The organism is Accumulibacter sp., from assembly GCF_036625195.1.
Classification (GTDB): Bacteria; Pseudomonadota; Gammaproteobacteria; order Burkholderiales; family Rhodocyclaceae; genus Accumulibacter.
Map to the genome: position 1 here is coordinate 3,399,230 of NZ_JAZKUG010000001.1, position 16,148 is coordinate 3,415,377.

Here is a 16,148-nt window from a genome sequence, read left to right on the forward strand (position 1 = left end):
ATCAGGGGAGCGCAACGCCAGAACGATCGGCAATTCGTCGAGCGAGAGCGAGAAAGTCGGCGTAGGCATTGCGCACGGCTTCTCCATGCGCGCCGATGGCGCCATCTGCCGGTTTCAGGGAGAACACCGGCTTACGTGCTTCCATGGCCATCGGCATCAGACTGCGGTAATGCTTGAGCATCGCGAGGCAATACGGGTCTGCGCTGGCGCTTATCGTGCCACCCGGTCGCTCGTTCAGCACCGATTCACGGTATTCGTCGGGAAATCGGTTGATCCAGCGCTGATATGCTTTGGGCGGTCGGTTCTCGCGCATGCCATGTTGCATCACCACGTAACCCAATGGCTCGATCTGCCCCGAGGGCAACTCGATCAACGGATCGGGGTTCTTGGCCGACAGTTCCTGCCAACTTGCGCGCCAGGCGCGAAGCGACGGCCCGAGATTGCGCAGACCCTGCAGGGAGAACAGGTCCGGGCCAAGCGGAATCACGACGTGCTGACTGGCGATGAGCGCTGCACGGTTGATTGCGCCCAGATTCGGTCCGACATCGATCAAGACCCACTGCGCGCCGGATTGTGTCGCTGCCTGGCGCGCACCCCGGTAGAAGGCAGTCATGGTGCGAAACGCCGATTCGTCCCGATTGTGGCAACGCGGCCATGCGTCGGAGAGCTTGTCCTCAAACGTCGATAGCGCCAGGTCCCCGACCACCAGTCCAAGATGTGGATTGATCTGCTCCATGTGCGGTGCCTGCACATCACCGAGTCCGCGGATGATGGGGCGCAACGCGCCGAATATCGTTCCGGGATGTTCGCCATTCGGCCAGAGAAGCTCAAGCTGGTCTTCGCTCAGGAACATGCTGGTGAGGTTGGCTTGCGGATCAAGGTCCACCGCCAGCACAGTCTCGCCCCGCTCGGCGATCATGCACGCCAGGTGATAGACCAGCGTGGTCTTGCCCACACCACCCTTGTTGTTGAAGAATGCGATGGTCTTCATGGCCGCCTGCGAAGGGTTGCGAGCACGTAGCCGGCATCGAACTGAAATTCTGCCCGGGGGCTGCCGTTCCTCTCCAGGGCATCCTGCGCGCGCAGCACGCCTCGCCCGTAACGATTGACATAGCCCAGGGCCTTCAGCGCTTCGGCGACCACCGGGTTCCGGTAGCTGGTTTGCCGCGGAAAATTCGCCAGCGACGCTTCGCCATACAGCCCGCCGGGACTCTGTATCTCGAGTCGATCCTCGAGCCATGTGATCCTCAGGGGGGCTGTCGACGCATAGTCCCGATGCATGATGGCGTTCATCAGTAGCTCGCGGACGGCAATGCGTGGGTAGGACTCGACGTTACGCTCCCGCAGGGCGCCATCGGCGGCGGGAAACTGGATCAATTGCGCGTCGACGAGGGCGTCGAGTTCACGAAGCACCGTCAGCAGGTCGCCGCTCAGTTCCCGCTCATTGAGTACCGGAGCGGCGAGCGAATTGCCGCCCACCCGAAGGAACTGAACATAGGCCCCGGGCAGCCAGTTGCGAACGTCGAAGCCGAACAGGATGATCCCGGCGTGCGTCGGGCACTTCCTGCCAAGATCGAAGAACCGCAGCGAGGCCAATTGTTGCTCGACCGACCGCCTGTTTTCTGCGATGACGTCCGCGGCCACCGCCTGTTGAAGATAATCGATGACGAAAAGAGAAGTCGCCAGATCTTCCACTGTACTGTCAAGGCACGGTTGCGCGTCGAAGGTCCTGGCTTGCGATACCCGCCGCTCGATAAGGATTCGTTCCTCGTGCTCGGTTGCATACCAGGGCCTCCGCACTCGGTTGTCATAGCGGCGTGAGACCGAGAATCCGGAGCCGAACGTCGTCGTCCCAAGCGGCACGTTTGCGTGTCCGGCGCAGGCTGGTCTTGGTGTTGTCGGCCGCATCCAGGCGAATCAGGTTGAGGACGATCTTCTTCAGGAGTGAGAGATTCTGCGGAGCGTTGTCCTTGCGCACGGTGCTGGCATCTTCGCCAAAGCTGACGTCGAGCACCCAGTGAAGTCGATTCTCCACGCCCCAGTGGCTTCGCACGGACACAGCAAGTTGCTCGGCGGTCAGGTCGCGAGAGCTGATGTAGTAGCGCCGCTCGAAGCTGGATTCGTTGTTGCCGACCTGGCGCAGGGAGTCGACCAGACCGATCGTCCGGCACTTGGGCCAATCAGCCAGATCAACGATGCCGTGCGCAGGCAGGACCGAGGCAATTTGTCCGACGATTCGACCACGGGACTTGTGGGCGAGCCCGTGACGTTTCACCGTGTCGCAACCAGATTGGTCAATGAACTCGGTCTCGAGGGCTTCAAGCAGCGTCGGCTGGTTGCCTTTGACCGCCAGCAGGTAGTCACCCCCTTGGTCCGTGATCTGGCGGGCAATGCTCTTCTGGCACCCCATGGCATCGATGGAGACCAGCAACCCCTTGATATACAGCGCTTTGAGCAGTTCCGGGATCGCCGTGATCTCATTGCTCTTGCTGGCAACCTTTTCCTGTCCCAGCACGATGCCCAACTCGGTCGCCAAGGCGCTGACCATGTGAATCGCTGTCTCGCCGCCACTGCCCGAACCGCGCACCGTCTTGCCATCGACCGCAACACCCCCTCTCAGCGCGCCGACGACCCCGACCACCCAGCGGCGGAATGCGGCCTCGAATTGCTTCGGGTCCAGCGCTCGAAACACCCGCAGAAACGTCTCCTCGGACGGGATACCGTTCTTCAGCACCAAGAACTTGCGCAACCAAGGCTCTTTCGTCCGTCCCCAGTCCACGATGTCTTCAATGGTGTCACAATCGGACAGCGCCGCTGCCATCGCAATCACGAGCATCTCCACGAAGTCATGCAGCGTCCCGTTGCTCGGTTTGTGCGGATCGTCCACTTCCCTCAAGCAGCACATCAGGCTTGCCCCCTTCGTCACAATCATTTCGGTCGCCCAAAAGACGAGAGTAGACCTGATTCGGGAAGGGTTTACAAGCTATTTGCATAAGCTCATGAATGTAAACGGGTTTGCCATATCTGATATGACTATGGAGAATATGCTGTCCGAGTGCGGAGGCCCTGGGTTGCATACCCCCGTCTCGGACCGTTGCGTATGCAGATGCGGCCCCTGTAACGCACGGGCGGCAGCATGGCGGGCTGTACAGTCACGACAGCAACCTCGCCTTGTGCCGTGGAAAGTTTCTCCACGAAAATCGCGGGCAGCGGTTGTATGGCACCGTCGTCGCGCAAGCCACCAAGGTTGCGCAACAACTCGTCGGAAACCGAAATTCCGGCGAACTGGCCCGCGTTGTCCACACCGACGATCAAATGACCGGGGCGACCGTGATTGGGCAGATCGTTGGCGAAAGCGCATACCGCCTCCGAGAATTTGTCCGTGTCCTTGGTAGAAATCGTAAACTCGACACGATCGGCCTCATGGTGCGCGATCAGCTCGCGCAATTCCTGTTCAGTCATGATGTGCCTACCTTGGTTTCTCAGAGCGCTGCAGTAACTCGGCCAAGTTGTAGTTTATGCTCGTCACCGCGAAATCCGGTTCACGATTGAACGGCTGGCGCAGGTAATGCACCTTGTGATTGGTCTCGTCGATGAACTCGACGATGGCAAGAATGAAGTCCTCGGGCTTGTTGAGCGAGAAGAGAATCTCGTTGCGCGTGACGGTGATCGTCGGCGCGCCGGCAACGCGGCCCTTCACTTCGATGAAGCGCAGCTTGCCGGTGCCGGGAACGCGGCTTTCAACATCGTAACCCAGCTTCTCGAATTCGCGATCGGTGGGATCGAAGCCGAGCTGGCGCTCGATGTCCATGATGATGGCCCGGGCGCGGGCGGCGCTGATCTGTGTGTCTGCGGGCAAAGTGGGTGTGCTTGATGTTTGGCCGGTCATGGCCCTGATCAGGCCGATCGGCACCACCAGCATGCCGCCCAGTACCACTGGCGGCAGCGGCGAGATTTGCGCTTCCAGTTTCAGGTCGTCCAGACGTTTTTCGAGCCGCCCCTGCAGGAGGTCGGCGCGCTTGCGTGCCTCGCCGGAGTTGAGTTTGGCATTGGGTTTCCCGGCCTGCTCCTGCAGTTTGAGTTCTTCGGCACGGTGATCCCACCAGGTGATTTCCTTGGTGAGGCGATCCTTGACCGCGGCCTCAGTTCGGGTGATCAGTTCGAGTTTGCGCCCACGGACCTCGGCAAGGTGTTCCGGCACGACCTGGGTGATGGCATGGGCCTGGACCTGTTTCTCCAGTTCGCGCGTGATCCACTGGCCTTCTGGCCGGTCGAGGATCGATTCGATGCCGGGTTCGCCCGCAACGATTGGCCGATAGTCGAGATAGGGGGCGTAGTGCACATGGCGTGTGCTCGTGCTGGCGTCCATTTCGACATAGAGCATGCGTTTCGACACGACCCGACGCTCACCGGCGCGGGTGAGGCCGGCGTCCTGGATGGCGTGCTCCAAGTAGAACAGCACACGCGGCTGCATTCCGGGATCGAGCTCATCAACCAGCACGCTGCCGCGTTTCAGCAGATCGCGATGACGCTCCAGCGTCAGGTCGATCACGGCATCGAGCAATGGATGGCCGGGGCAGACAAATGCGGCCAGCGGTTGCCCCGAAGGTGCAACGAGCGATTTCTCGAAGGCGATCCGCTCATAGCGCGGCAGCACGGGTTTGCCGATGCCGATCAGGCGGTCGCGGTTGCGCACCGCGGCGGGTACGTGGGTGATTTCGTAACGACGGGGCTCGCGCTGTTTGGCGGTGCCGCCGAGCCGCTTGAAGGCTTCGTGGAAGAACGACTCGATGTAATGCGGTTGCAGCCTGCGGGCGTCGGCACGCTCCATGTCTTCGCGGATGCGCTGCACCCGGCTCGCGTCCATGGCGTCGTGGGCGAGCGCGCGTTCTTCAAGCAGGCTCTGCAGGTGCTCCCGATCCGTCGCGACATCGAGCACCGTCGTGAGGAAGGCCTTGACCTCGGGCTTCTCGCCGTAGCGGATGGCCTTGATCAGCAACTCGCGCAGCGACATGAGCTTGCCGTCGGACTCGAAGGCTAGTTTGCCGAGCACGTCGAAGACCTGCCCGCCAAGGGCCTGGCGCGCCAGTTCGAGCTTTTCCAGCAGCCGGCGGTAGACGTCGCCTTCGCGCGTATCGTCCGCCACCAGCTTCCACAGGTGGCAAACCTCGGTCTGGCCAATCCGGTGGATACGGCCGAAGCGTTGTTCGATCCGGTTGGGGTTCCAGGGCAGGTCGTAATTGACCATCAGATGCGCGCGCTGCAGGTTGATGCCCTCACCGGCGGCGTCGGTCGCCAGCAATACCTGCACTTCGGGGTCGTGCTTGAACGACTCCTGCACCTTGAGGCGTTCTTCGCGACCGATGCCACCGTGGATGATGACGACCGCCTCCTGGCGGCCGAGCAGCGTGCTGATGCGCTGTTCGAGATAGTTGAGTGTGTCGCGGTGCTCGGTGAAGATCACCAGCTTCTGGTGCGGCGAAGGGGTGGGTGGCGGGATCGCGCCGGCACCATAGGGAGCGGGCGGTTCGGCGACGCGGTGGCCGATGCCGGCCGGCGTGAAGATTTCGGTGAGCAGACTGGCCAGTTGGCACCACTTGGTATCGGTACCGCTGCGGCAGACTGCCAGAGCCTGACGTTCAAGCCCTTTCAGGGTTTCGATCTCGATCCGCAGTTCGGCGATCGAGCGCGCGGCGGTGGCCTGGTCGAGAATTTCTTCTTCGGCGGCAGCAACTTCGTTGTCGGGTGCTTCGTCCAAGTCATCGATGTCTTCGCCGTCGAGGGCAGGCAGTGACGCAGGGAGGATGGTCGCGGCCTGGCCGCCACGCTGCAGGATCTCCAGTTCCCGCAGTCGGCTTTCCAGCCGCTCGCGCCGGCGGCGCAGGGATTGGTAGATGGCCTCGGGAGATGAAGCCAGGCGTCGCTGCAGGATGGTCAGGGCAAAGCCGACGGTGCCGGCGCGCTTGTCGTTTTCCAGCGCGTCGGCACGGTTGAATTCCTCGCGCACGTAGTCGGTGACCGCCCGGTAGAGCGCGGCTTCGCCGTCCGAGAGTCTGTAGGGCACGGTGTAGGCGATTCGCTCGGGGAAGAGCGGCGTGCCGTCGAACTTGCGCAGGCTCTCCTTGACCATTCGGCGCATCAGGTCCGACACGTCGGCACTGTGCACGCCATCCCGGTAGCGACCTTCGAAACGGTCGCCGTCGAGCAGCGCCATGAACAGTTGGAAGTCGGCTTCCTTGCCGTTGTGCGGGGTTGCCGACATCAGCAGGAAGTGCCGCGTGAGCGTCGACAGCAGTTGGCCGAGGCGATAGCGCTTGGTGTACTTGGTCTCGCTCCCGAACACCGTTGCCGACATCTTGTGCGCTTCGTCGCAGACCACCAGGTCCCAGCGGCAATCGGGCACCTGCAGCTTCTGCTGCACATCCTCATTGCGCGAGAGCTTGTCGAGGCGGGCAATGCACAGGTTGGTTTCGAGAAACCAGTTGCCGGTGCGTGCGGCTTCGAGCTTGTCGTTGGTGAGGATCTCGAACGGCAGGTGGAAGCGACGGTAGAGTTCGTCCTGCCACTGTTCGGCGAGGCTGCCAGGGCAGACGATCAGGCAGCGTTGCAGGTCGCCACGCGCGGCCAGTTCCTTGATCAGCAGGCCCGCCATGATCGTCTTGCCGGCGCCAGGGTCGTCGGCCAACAGGAAGCGCAGCGGCTGGCGCGGCAGCATGCTTTCGTAGACGGCAGTGATCTGGTGCGGCAGCGGGTCGACGACGGAGGTATGCACGGCCAGCACCGGGTCGAACAGATGCGCGAGCCGGATGCGCTGGGCCTCGGAAACCAGCCGGAAGAGTGCGCCGTCGCCGTCGAAGCTCCACGGCCTGCCCTGCTCGACGACTTCCAGTCGTGCCTCGTCGTGGCGGTAAAGGAGCTCGTTGGCGACGCGGCCGGCGGCCGTTTTGTAGGTCAGCTCCAGGGCTTCGGAGCCGAACCACTGGACGCTGACCACGGTCACCAGTGCATCGGGAACGATGCCGCGGATCGCCGCATTGGACTGCAGTTGTTCAAGTTTCATCGCCGATCGGATTGGGTCGTTGTTGTTCGCTTCCCGAAGAGGGCCATTTTCCATCAGCGCAGCGTGTCTGACACGGGATTTCTTGATTGGCGCGGGAACCGTGCAGGTCTACCCCTCCGGGAGGTGACGAATGGCCAGTTCTGCGGACGATCTAGCCGGGCAGCGCTACAGCACACAACGCTGGCGTCGGCGTCATGCGCGCTGCAGCGCATGGAACGTTCCCACTTGGTCCTCAGGACGACAAAGTCCCGCCTTGGCAGGCCAGGGGGCGGTAGAGGTGGCGCAGGGTTCCTGAAAGAATCGTATACCAGCCACCGTCCCGCAGCGAACCCGGCTCGTCGGAGGTGCTGTTCACGCCGACGAACTTCCAGCCATCGTTCAGCTCCCACGGGCTGGCCCTGTCTCCCGAATGGGACTGTAGCTCCCGAAGGACCCGGACGGCCTGTGTAGTCAGCGGGACCGGATCGTCTTCCTTCATCATGCCAAGCCGCCGACGGCTACGGTCGCGTTCGCCACGGCCAGACCACGTGGCCGTGTCAAGCTCAACCTCCTCCCAGCGCGCGCATCGAGCCTCCCCCAGGCCGCAGGAAAGTCAGCAGCGCGAGGCGAACTGCAGGCTTTTCCGGTTTCTAGCTACCCTATGGTGGCATCGTACCCCAACAGGTGTTCGCGTACCCCAAGTCATACCCCTGTCAGGCACGGACATGGGTGGACTTTCCGCGGTCGAGATGGGCCAGAGATGTTTGCTGGTCACCTGAATCCATTGATGTTCTTGACTTCTGCGGACTTCGGCGGACGCCCGGAAAGTCCCCTCGACAGGAATCGAACCTGTATCCCACGCTTAGGAGGCGTGTGCACTGTCCATTGTGCTACGAGGAGGAGGGCGCGTATTGTAGCCGCTGGCCCGGATTTCCGCCAAGCCGCCCCTCACCGCGGGGTGCAATCGGAAGTGCGACTGTGGATCAGGCGGCCTGTTGACGTGTGGACTGCCAATAGCGGTCCCACTCCTGGTTGGCGCGGCAGACACGCAGCGCCAGCATGTGCTTGGCGTTTTTCAGTTTCCACCAAGCGCCGGCCCGCTTGAGACGGTCCTGGATGACGTAACGGTGTGCGCTTTCGATTTCGCCGGACCCTATTGGCAGCCCGGCCACGAGCGCGTCTTGATAGTTGAACTGTCCCGGGCGATTGGTGAGATAGCGATGCGCCGCGCGCACCGGGGCGTTGGCATCGGGAACGGTGTCGTCCTCGACGAATCGCTGCAGTTCCTCGACGACGTCCTGGAGGCGGTTCTGTTTCAGCCGATCCTTCTGCGTTTCCAGCCAAGCCCTCGCCGCCGTGCCGGCGATCGTGTCCCCTGCGGCCGTCAGGTAGTCACAGACATGGTAGAAATCGACGAGAAAGTGGCCTTGCAGTCCGAATTGCTCACTCACCTGATCCGCAATCCATGCGGCGCCGTCGCTGACCGCATGGACCTTGGTCTTACGCCCCAGTCCGGCCTGAACCGCCGTGCGCAACAGCGTCTCTCCGACCTGGTCGGGCGGGCCCACGGTGGCGCCGAACACCGGGGTGACGGAGCCGGGCGCATGGACCAGACTCAAACGCGCTTCCCTCCAGCCCACCCGGCGGGTCTTGCGGCGGTCCACTTTCGCGCTCTGGTCGTCCGATTCGGCCGTCTCCACGACGGGAATCATGCTCCCATCGATCTCGCCGATCAACTGCTCTACGCCGTCTCGTGCCGGGATTTTTGCCGCCGCTTTCGGGCGCTCGTCGATCGTCGCGGCATGCCGCAAGACGATCGGCCAGCACGTACTGGCGGACACCTCGATACCGTAGTGCTCTTTCAGCTTCTGCGGAATGCGCGCCGCGGGCGCGTCCGCCCCGAAATCAACGATCGCTCGCTGCAGCGGCTCCGAGCAGCCCCGGCAGACCACCTCCGCCGAACGCGTGAATGGCCGGATCTCCGGCCCGCGCGTCCCTTGCCGGAAGACCTGCTCCGCTACTTCGATCTGTCCGTACCGGGTCTGCCAATAGACGTTTTTTTTCCTTCCGCTGCACGCCCGGTTGTTGCGCCACCTCTTCTTCCTTCCGCTGCGCTTGCCGTCGCGCCCAGCCGTGCAACGCTTCGTTGCCCAACTGCCGCAATTCCTCCGTCACCCGCCGCTCCGCCTCCGCCGCCTTCTCAACATCGCCGGCCGCATTCTCGACCACCGCCAGCAAAGACTCGATCTTGGCTTGGAGCTCGGGATGATCTCTAAACCGCTCTTCCAAACCCCGACTCGGCTTGAGTCGCCCCTCCATTTCCGACCACCTTTCTGTCATGGGTCTCGCTCCAAGGTGAAGTAACCCATCACTATTTACCCCACCTCCGCCCAATTGTCTAGTGCCGAATGCCACCGCCAACCACCTCGCCCCGGCGTCAGTCGCACTTCCGATTGCACCCCTCACCGCGAGCGGCATGGCCCAAGGGCAGGGCGCATGGCGATGGCCCGTCGTTCCGGGGCCACTGGATGCGCGAATGAGTGCCCGTAAGGCCTCTGGCTGCCCGCTCGCGGTAGAATGCCGGGCTGTCGGCGACAGACGGGCGCGACCGTCGTCCCCGCATCGCTCTCCCGCTTCCTTCTCCGGCGCAACGATTCCAGCCCATGCCGTACATCATTCTCACCGACGCTTCGCTCGCCTTTGGCCACGTGCCGCTGCTCGACCATGCCGACTTCCAGCTCGACGCGGGCGAAAGGGTGGCGTTGATCGGCCGCAACGGCACCGGCAAGTCGTCGCTGCTCGCGGCCCTCGCCGGTTGCGGTGGGCTCGACGAAGGGAAGCTTTGGCTGCAGCCGGGGCTGCGCATCGGCTACGTGCCACAGGAACCGCCGTTTGCCGCCGGGCAGACCGTCTTCGAGGCGGTGGTCGCGGGCATGGGCGAGGTTTCGCGCCTGCTCGGTGAGTACCACTCGGTGTCGCATGCGCTCGCCGAGGCAGGCGCCGACGCGGACGAACTGCTGGAGCGGATGCACACGCTGCAGACGGAACTGGAGGCGCGCCAGGCATGGTCCTTCGAGGCACAGGCCGAGCGGGTCATCCAGCGCTTCTCGCTCGACGCCGAGCGCCTCGTCGGTACGCTCTCCGGCGGCCAGAAGAAGCGCCTGGCGCTGGCGCAGGCACTCGCCGTGTCGCCCGACCTGCTGTTGCTCGACGAGCCGACGAATCACCTCGACGTGGCGGCGATCGAATGGCTGGAGGAGATGCTGCTGCACTCGACGATGACGCTGGTGTTGATCACCCATGACCGCCGTTTCCTCGAGCGGGTCGCGACACGCATCGTCGAACTCGATCGTGGCAGCCTGCTCTCCTGCCCCGGCAGCTTCGCCGAGTACCAGGTGCGCAAGGAGGCGATGCTGCACGACGAGGCGCTGGCGAATGCGCGTTTCGACAAGTTCCTGGCGCAGGAGGAAGTGTGGATCCGGCAGGGAATCAAGGCGCGGCGGACCCGCAACGAAGGGCGGGTCCTGCGCCTCGAGCGCCTGCGACGCGAGCGGCAGGCGCGCCGCGAGCGGCAGGGGAAGGTCGAGCTGACGCTCGATGCCGGGGACCGCAGCGGCAAACTGGTGGCAGCGCTCGAAGGGGTCGGCAAGCGCTTTGGCGAGAAGTGCGTCGTGCGGGACTTCTCGTGTCGTGTGCAGCGCGGCGACAAGATCGGCATCATCGGCCCGAATGGCGTCGGCAAGACGACCCTGCTGCGGCTGATCCTCGGCGAGCTGGCGCCCGACGCGGGCCGGGTGATCCTGGGCACGAAGGTACAGGTGGCGTACTTCGACCAGTTCCGCAGCCAACTCGACGAACAGGCGACATTGATCGACATCATCTCGCCCGGGTCGGACTTCGTCGAGATCGGCAACCAGAAGAAGCACGTCATCAGCTACCTCGGCGATTTTCTGTTTGCGCCGCAGCGGGCGCGTTCGCTGGTCAGCTCGCTGTCCGGTGGCGAGCGCAACCGCCTGCTGTTGGCGCGCCTCTTCGCGCGACCGGCGAACGTCCTCGTCCTCGACGAGCCGACCAACGACCTCGACATCGAGACACTCGAGCTGCTCGAGGAGTTGTTGCTGGATTACCCCGGCACGCTGTTCCTCGTCAGCCACGATCGAGCGTTCCTCGACAATGTCGTGACGCAGACGATTGCCGCCGAAGGCGACGGAATCTGGCGCGAGTACGCTGGCGGATACCAGGATTGGGCCGATCATCAGGCGGCTCGGCAGCGCGATGATGTACCGGCGACGGCCGGACTGCGGTCGCGCGACACCCTGGCGCCGGCGAGCCGCACCGGCGACGGCTCGAGGAAGGCGGTGACGAGGAGCGCGGCGAGTGGCCGGCTGACCTGGAAGGAGGCGCAGGAGCTCGCCGCCTTGCCCGACCGCATCGCCGGTCTCGAGGCGGAACAGAAGCGGATCGGCGAGCGTCTCGCCGACCCCGCGCTGTACCAGTCGCCGCCCCAGGAGGCGCAGAGCCTGGCGGCGCGGCTGCATGCGATCGACGAGGAGTTGCTGGCTCTGCTTGAGCGCTGGGAGACTCTCGAGGGCTGACGGCGCGAGCGGCTGCTGCTCTGGTCCCGCTGGCGACGGCTCGCTTGGCGCTGCCGGGACGCGGCTCAGTCGGTCGTCTTGCCCGGCGCGCCGGCCGGCCGCGCAGCGCCGCCAGTGACGGTGGACTTGCCCGTCCACGGGCGCAGGCGGCGCAGTTGTGCTGGCGTGACGCGCAGCACGAAGAGCGCTGCCAGCCCGGCGAGGAGTCCCCAGAAGGCGGAGCCGATGCTGGCCAGCGAGACCCCGGAGGCGGTGACGAGAAAGGTCAGCAGCGCCGGCTCGCGCTCGCTTTCCTGGACGAGCGCGCTGGCCAGCCCGCTGCCGATCGTGCCGAGCAGCGCGAAGCCGGCGATGGCGAGGACGAGTTCCCGTGGCAAGGCGAGAAAGAGCGCACCGACGGTGGCGCCGAAGAGTCCGATGAGGACGTAGAAGGCGCCGGCGGCGATCGCGGCGACGTAGCGCCGCCCGGGATCCTCGTGCGCCTCGCGGCCCATGCAGATGGCGGCCGTGATCGCGGCGAGATTGAGCGCGAAGCCGCCGAAGGGGGCGAGCAGCAGGTTGGCGGCGCCGGTCCAGCCGATCAGCGGCGAGATCGGCACGCGATAGCCCGAGGCGCGGATCACCGCGACGCCAGGAACGTTCTGCGACGCCATGGTGACGACGAACAGCGGCAGGGCGACGCCGACCAGTGCCGTCCACGAAAGGCGCGGCGCGATGAACACCGGTGCCGCCAGTTCGAGCTGCAGACCGTCGAGGCGCAACTGGTCCTGCACGCCGGCAATGCCGATGCCGAGCAGCAGGGTGACGACGATCGCGTAGCGCGGCAGCAAGCGGCGGCCCAAGAGATAGGTGCAGAACATCGGGAAGACCAGCGCGAACTGGTTCGCCATCGCGCCGAAGGCGTCGAGTCCGAAACGCAGCAGGACGCCGGCGAGCATGCCGGAAGCGATCGAGAGCGGCATGCGGGCGATCATTCTTTCGAACCAGCCGGAGAAGCCGCAGGCGGTGATCAGCGCCGCGGAGACGAGAAAGGCGCCGGTCGCCTCGGGCAGCGAAACGCCGGCCGCGCCGGTGATCAGCATCGCCGCACCGGGAGTGGACCAGGCGGTCAGCACCGGCACGCGGAAGCGCAGCGAGAGGCCGATGCTGGTCAGCCCCATTCCCAGACCCAGCGCCAGCATCCATGAGGCGATTTCCGCCGGGCTCGCCTGCAGCGTCCGTGCCGCCTGGAAGACGATCACCGCCGAACTGGTGAAGCCGACCAGGACCGCGACGAAGCCGGCGGTCAGGGCCGCCAGGGAACAGTCCTTCAGCAGGCGCACGGGCCTGGCGTCCGCTGTCCGGAGGTGCTGCAGTCGCTGCGGCTCACTGCCGGAGGGTCGAGAACCTTGATCACGCCGACATGTGCGAGACCGCGGGCTGCGCCGCCAAGGGCCAGGGCGAGCTTTGCCGGTCGCGTCGGTGTCGCTGCCGCTGGCGCCGTTGCCGGTGGCGATGCGGTACCGGCGCAGCCGAGCAGCGCCAGCGCAGTGAAGCAGGCAAGCAGCAGCGGGTGGGGCATGGTCTCTTCGTCCTGAAGTTGCTTGGGTGGAGCGGCGCCGCGATCGCGCCGAAGGGCGAGGCCCGAAGGCCGGACCCCGCCGTCGGTCATCCGACGCATTGCTGGCCAACCGGTCATTACCAGCCTGGCTGGCGAAAACCCATCCCCCGATGGGCACCCTCTGGCTCCCGGCGGGGCGACGCAACAAACGGGCGCACGTGCGCAGCCTCGAACAATACTATAGACTCACCCCTGGCGTGAAGCCCTGAGGGGTGTTTCACGATTTCTCTCACATGGCTGAAGAACAGTGTTGCGGGGGTTTTCACATGAACGACAAGACCAAGGCCGGAGGCGGGTGTTCTGACGAGCTGAATCCCGGGTTTCTGACAGGACGCGAGGACCGGCGTACCGGGCTCGGCGTCGACGCGCTGAAGCGCGCGCTGCTGGACAAGCTGGTGTACGTACAGGCGCGCTTTCCACAGGTCGCGACGCGCCACGACTGTTTCGTCGCGCTGGCCCAGGCGGTGCGCGACCGCCTGCTGCAACGCTGGGTGCAGACGGCGCGTACCTATCGCGATCGTGGCAGTCGTACCGTCTGCTACATGTCCGCCGAGTTCCTGATCGGCCCGCAACTCGGCAACAACCTGATCAATCTGGGAATCTACGACACCGCACGGCAGGCGATGAAGGAACTCGGGCTCGACTTGGAACTCCTCCTGGATCAGGAGCAGGAACCAGGTCTGGGCAATGGCGGCCTCGGACGCCTGGCGGCGTGCTACCTCGATTCGCTGGCGACGCTCGAGATCCCGGCAATCGGCTATGGCATCCGTTACGAGTTCGGCATCTTCACGCAGGCGATCCGCGATGGCTGGCAGGTCGAGCTGACCGACAAGTGGCTGCGTGCGGGCAGCCCGTGGCTGATCCACCGCCCGAACATCGCGTTCGAGATCAAGCTCGGTGGGCACACCGAGCACCAGTACGAGGCGATCGGCAATCGTCGCCTGCGGGTGCAGTGGGTGCCCGGAAAGCTCGTCCGCGGCACGGCCTGGGACATGCCGGTTCTCGGCTACGGGGTGAATACGCCCAACCGTCTCCGGCTGTGGAGCGCCGAGGCGCCGGAATCCTTCGATTTCGCCGCCTTCAATGCCGGCAACTACTTTCAGGCGGTCGACGCACAGATCTGCTCGGAGACGATCACCAAGGTGCTCTATCCGAATGACGAGACCGAGGCCGGTCAGCAACTCCGCCTCGAGCAGCAATACTTCTTCGTCTCGTGTTCGCTGCAGGACATGATCCGCCTGCAACTGCAGCGGGAACAGAACCTCGACCACTTCGACGAGAAGTTCGTCGTCCAGTTGAACGATACCCACCCGTCGATCGCCGTTGCCGAACTGATGCGGCTGCTGGTGGACGAGTACGGCATGGAGTGGGACCAGGCGTGGTCGATCACCCGCCGGACCTTTGCCTACACCAATCACACGCTGTTGCCCGAGGCGCTCGAGAAGTGGCGGCTCGATCTCTTCAGGCGCGTTCTGCCGCGACACTACGAGATCATCTGCGAGATCAACGAGCGTTTCCTCGACGAGGTGCGCATCCATTTCCCGTTCGACCACGACCGCCTGCGCCGGATGTCGCTGATCGACGAGGACGGTGCACGCTACGTGCGCATGGCGCACCTGGCGGTGGTCGGCAGCTTCGCCGTGAATGGCGTCGCCGCTCTGCATTCGGAGTTGCTCAAGTCCGACGTGCTGCGCGATTTCCACGAGATGTGGCCCGAGAAGTTCAGCAACAAGACCAACGGCGTCACACCGCGCCGCTTTGTCGTGCTCGCCAATCCGGCGATGTCCGGGTTGATCGACGAGGCGATCGGCAAGGGCTGGGTGACCGACATGACGCGCCTGCGCGAGCTGGAGCGGCACGCCGGGGACGCCGCGTTCCGCGCCGAGTGGCGGCGCATCAAGGCGTCGAACAAGCTGCGTCTGATGCGCGAGATCGGGCGCAGCACGGTCGCCGACATCGATCCCGAGACGATGTTCGACGTGCAGGTGAAGCGAATCCACGAGTACAAGCGGCAACATCTCAACCTGCTGCACGTCGTCTCGCTGTACAAGCGGCTGAAGGACGATCCGAACCTCGCGGTGGCGCCGCGAACCGTCATTTTCGGCGGCAAGGCGGCGCCTGGTTATGCCATGGCCAAGCTGATGATCCGGTTGATCACCGCGGTCGCCGATCTGATCGGGCGCGATCCGGCGATGCGCGGCAAGCTGCAGGTCGTCTTCTACCCCAACTACAACGTCAAGAACGCGCATGCGATCTTTCCCGCTACCGACCTGTCGGAACAGATCTCGCTCGCCGGCAAGGAGGCTTCCGGCACCGGCAACATGAAGTTCCAGATGAACGGCGCGCTGACCATCGGCACACTCGACGGAGCCAACGTCGAGATCCGGGAACAGGTCGGCGAGGAGAACTTCTTCCTCTTCGGCATGGATGTTCCCCAGGTCAAGGAACTGCGCCGGACCGGCTATCGGCCGCGCGCTTGGTATGAGGCGAATCCGCATCTGCGGGAAGTGATCGACCTGATTGCCGGAGGCTTCTTCACGCGTGGCGACCGCGACATCTTCAGGCCGCTGGTCGAAAACCTGCTGAACCACGACGAGTACATGCTGCTGGCCGATTTCCAGTCGTACATCGACTGTCAGGAGCGGGTGTCGGCGAGCTACCTCGACTCCGAGCGATGGACGCGGATGTCGATCCTCAACGTTGCCCGATCGGGTTTCTTCTCCTCCGATCGCGCGATCCAGGAGTACTGCGAGCAGATCTGGAAGGTGCAGCCGGTACGCATCGAACTGCGCGATCTGACCGGGGAGGACCTCGTGTTCAGGCGCGCGATCGCACAGGCCGACTGACGCCGATCCGGTGCGAGCGGGCGCGGCGAGCGGCAACCGACCGCCTGCTGCCCACCGTACGACAGCAC

Annotated in this window: 12 protein-coding genes and 1 tRNA gene; 2 read left to right on the forward strand and 11 right to left on the reverse strand. The window is 64.3% G+C overall.

Annotated features, from left to right (window positions below; all coding sequences use genetic code 11):
• Nucleotide 1 precedes the first annotated feature (1 nt).
• From V5B60_RS15010 to V5B60_RS15050, 9 genes are all read right to left on the reverse strand, one after another.
• Nucleotides 2-991: a ParA family protein gene (locus V5B60_RS15010; protein WP_332347799.1), complete on the reverse strand. Its 990-nt coding sequence runs from the start codon at nucleotides 989-991 to the stop codon at nucleotides 2-4.
• Nucleotides 988-1,695: an ATP-binding protein gene (locus tag V5B60_RS15015; protein ID WP_332347800.1), complete on the reverse strand. Its 708-nt coding sequence runs from the start codon at nucleotides 1,693-1,695 to the stop codon at nucleotides 988-990. Before V5B60_RS15015 ends, V5B60_RS15010 begins: the two co-directional genes overlap by 4 nt.
• Nucleotides 1,696-1,807: 112 nt before the next feature.
• Nucleotides 1,808-2,905 carry an ISAs1 family transposase gene (locus V5B60_RS15020; protein ID WP_332350581.1) on the reverse strand — a complete coding sequence of 366 codons (1,098 nt, stop codon included), beginning with the start codon at nucleotides 2,903-2,905 and terminating at the stop codon, nucleotides 1,808-1,810.
• A 128-nt stretch (nucleotides 2,906-3,033) separates the two neighbouring features.
• Nucleotides 3,034-3,462 carry an AlbA family DNA-binding domain-containing protein gene (locus tag V5B60_RS15025; RefSeq protein WP_332347801.1) on the reverse strand — a complete coding sequence of 143 codons (429 nt, stop codon included), beginning with the start codon at nucleotides 3,460-3,462 and terminating at the stop codon, nucleotides 3,034-3,036.
• A 7-nt stretch (nucleotides 3,463-3,469) separates the two neighbouring features.
• Nucleotides 3,470-7,060, reverse strand: coding sequence for a helicase-related protein (locus V5B60_RS15030; protein WP_332347802.1), 3,591 nt, complete (start codon nucleotides 7,058-7,060; stop codon nucleotides 3,470-3,472).
• A 232-nt stretch (nucleotides 7,061-7,292) separates the two neighbouring features.
• Nucleotides 7,293-7,541, reverse strand: a complete 249-nt coding sequence (locus tag V5B60_RS15035; RefSeq protein WP_332347803.1) for a hypothetical protein — start codon at nucleotides 7,539-7,541, stop codon at nucleotides 7,293-7,295.
• 326 nt (nucleotides 7,542-7,867) lie between these two features.
• A tRNA-Arg gene (locus V5B60_RS15040) sits at nucleotides 7,868-7,939 on the reverse strand.
• 83 nt (nucleotides 7,940-8,022) lie between these two features.
• Nucleotides 8,023-8,991 carry an ISKra4 family transposase gene (locus V5B60_RS15045; RefSeq protein ID WP_332345952.1) on the reverse strand — a complete coding sequence of 323 codons (969 nt, stop codon included), beginning with the start codon at nucleotides 8,989-8,991 and terminating at the stop codon, nucleotides 8,023-8,025.
• The gene (locus tag V5B60_RS15050) at nucleotides 8,945-9,379 is read right to left on the reverse strand and encodes a hypothetical protein (protein WP_332345299.1); all 435 of its coding nucleotides are present in this window, start codon (nucleotides 9,377-9,379) and stop codon (nucleotides 8,945-8,947) included. The genes V5B60_RS15045 and V5B60_RS15050 overlap by 47 nt, the downstream gene beginning before the upstream one ends.
• A gap of 323 nt (nucleotides 9,380-9,702) precedes the next feature.
• Here V5B60_RS15050 and V5B60_RS15055 point away from each other — a divergent pair, with 323 nt between their 5' ends.
• Nucleotides 9,703-11,634 carry an ATP-binding cassette domain-containing protein gene (locus tag V5B60_RS15055; RefSeq protein ID WP_332347804.1) on the forward strand — a complete coding sequence of 644 codons (1,932 nt, stop codon included), beginning with the start codon at nucleotides 9,703-9,705 and terminating at the stop codon, nucleotides 11,632-11,634.
• 65 nt (nucleotides 11,635-11,699) lie between these two features.
• Here the strand turns inward: V5B60_RS15055 and V5B60_RS15060 are convergent, their stop codons facing one another.
• Nucleotides 11,700-12,956: a benzoate/H(+) symporter BenE family transporter gene (locus tag V5B60_RS15060; RefSeq protein ID WP_332347805.1), complete on the reverse strand. Its 1,257-nt coding sequence runs from the start codon at nucleotides 12,954-12,956 to the stop codon at nucleotides 11,700-11,702.
• Nucleotides 12,944-13,195 (reverse strand): hypothetical protein, encoded by a 252-nt coding sequence (locus tag V5B60_RS15065; RefSeq protein WP_332347806.1) that lies wholly within the window; start codon nucleotides 13,193-13,195, stop codon nucleotides 12,944-12,946. The genes V5B60_RS15060 and V5B60_RS15065 overlap by 13 nt, the downstream gene beginning before the upstream one ends.
• A 305-nt stretch (nucleotides 13,196-13,500) precedes the next feature.
• Here V5B60_RS15065 and V5B60_RS15070 point away from each other — a divergent pair, with 305 nt between their 5' ends.
• The gene (locus V5B60_RS15070; protein ID WP_332347807.1) at nucleotides 13,501-16,080 is read left to right on the forward strand and encodes a glycogen/starch/alpha-glucan phosphorylase; all 2,580 of its coding nucleotides are present in this window, start codon (nucleotides 13,501-13,503) and stop codon (nucleotides 16,078-16,080) included.
• Nucleotides 16,081-16,148: the final 68 nt, after the last annotated feature.